The sequence below is a fragment of the Novosphingobium sp. FW305-C-111 genome (assembly GCF_058783565.1).
On record NZ_JBYSYP010000033.1, the window covers coordinates 1 to 1,911 of the forward strand.

Sequence of the window (1,911 nt, forward strand, 5' to 3'; positions counted from 1 at the left end):
GCGCCGTGCCGTGCTCGATCCTGTACGACAACACGAAGATCGCGGTCGCGAAGATCTGCGGTGACGGCAAGCGCGAGCGCACCCAGGCCTTCACCGGACTGGTCAGCCACTACCTGTTCACCGATCGCTTCGGGCGCCCCGGCAAGGGCAATGACAAGGGAAAGGTCGAAGGGCTGGTCAAGCACGCGCGGACACACTTCATGGTGCCGATCCCGCAGGCGGCGAGCTACGACGACTTTAACGCGGAATTGGAACGCCGCTGCCGCGCTCGGCAGGAAGAGCGGGCCGGACGGCACAGCCAGACGATCGGCGAGCGGCTCGTGGCCGACCTGGCTGCGATGCGTCCCTTGCCGTCAGGGACGTTCGAGCCGTGCGAGACGCGGATCGCCCGCGTATCGTCGACAGCATTGGTGCGCTACCGGACCAACGACTACTCGGTTCCGACCCGCTACGGCTTCCAGGACGTGGTGGTGAAGGGCTTCGTCGATCAGGTCGTCATCCTGTGCGGCAGCGAGGAGATCGCCCGTCACCCGCGCTGCTATGGCGAGGCCATGTTCGTGGCGAACCCGCTCCATTATCTGGCGCTGATCGAGACCAAGCCAGGAGCACTCGACCAAGCTGCCGCGTTGCAGGGCTGGGACTTGCCCGAGGTGTTCCAGCATCTGCGTCACCTCCTGGAGGCGCGGATGGGCAACAAGGGCAAACGCGAGTTCATCCAGGTGCTGCGTCTTCTGGAGGCCATCCCGATGGAGGTGGTCACCTTGGCGATAAACGAGGCGATCCATATCGGCGCGATCGGCTTCGATGCGGTCAAGCAGATCGCGCTGGCGCGCATCGAGCGCAGACCCGCCCGGCTCGATCTGGCCTCCTATCCGCACCTACCCAAGATGGAGGTAAAGACGACCCGCGCCGCCGACTATGCCACGCTCCTGCCGGAACTGGCAGCATGAGCAGGGCAACGGACGACAAGATGCCGGCCGGCACCACGGCAGGCACGCCTCAGGTTCTGCTGACGCATCACCTCAAGCAGCTCAAGCTGCCGACGGTACTGCGCGAGTATGAGAAGCTGGCCCGGGAATGCGCGCGTGATGGCGTCGATCATACCCGCTACCTGCTGCGCCTCATCGAACTGGAGCTGATCGACCGGGAACGCCGCACGGTCGAGCGCCGGATCCGTGCCGCCCGGTTCCCGGCGGTGAAGAGCCTCGATACCTTCGACTTCACGGCCATCCCCAGCCTCAACAAGATGCTCGTCCTGGAGCTGGCGCGTTGCGAATACATCCTGCGGCGGGAAAACATCATCGCGCTGGGTAACAGCGGCACCGGCAAGACCCACGTCGCGCTCGCGCTGGGCCTGGCGGCCTGCCAGAAGGGCTTCACCGTCGCGTTCACCACCGCCGCGGCGCTGGTGAACCAGTTGATGGAAGCCCGCGACGAAAAGCGGTTGCTCAAGATGCAGCGCGACCTTGCCGCCGTGAAGCTGCTGATCGTTGACGAACTGGGCTACGTTCCGCTCTCGCCCACGGGCGCGGAACTGTTGTTCGAAACCTTCTCGCAGCGTTACGAGCGGGGATCGACGATCGTCACCTCCAACCTGCCGTTCGAGGACTGGACCCAAGTTCTGGGGTCCGAGCGGCTCACCGGAGCGCTGCTCGACCGGCTCACCCACCACGTCAGCATCCTCACCATGAACGGCGACAGCTACCGCCTCAAGCAGTCCGCCCACCGCCGCCGCGCTGCCGGGGCGGAGCAAAACCAGGCCACTCCCGCCCACGCCACCGACTGACCCGCCGCAAAACGGCAAATATGCAAAGGGCCCCGATCGGGGCCCTTTGCATATCATCCGCGCTCATCTTCAATGGCCTGCTTTTACTCCGCCATCATGGCCTGGAATCCGACCGCCGTTGACAC

General features: G+C 65.0%; 2 protein-coding genes. Both read left to right on the forward strand.

The genetic code is table 11. The features are described from left to right. Positions 1–950 (forward strand): Mu transposase domain-containing protein (locus AC3WLD_RS18800; protein ID WP_492558395.1); only part of this gene is annotated, 950 nt, incomplete at its 5' end. A 20-nt stretch (positions 951–970) separates the two neighbouring features. Then, positions 971–1,786 (forward strand): IS21-like element helper ATPase IstB, encoded by an 816-nt coding sequence (gene istB, locus AC3WLD_RS18805; RefSeq protein WP_037556858.1) that lies wholly within the window; start codon positions 971–973, stop codon positions 1,784–1,786. Positions 1,787–1,911: the final 125 nt, after the last annotated feature.

Excerpts from the sequence above, each read along its gene's own strand:
- istB (WP_037556858.1), top strand. The coding sequence starts at position 971 with ATGCCGGCCGGCACCACGGCAGGCACGCCTCAGGTTCTGCTGACGCAT.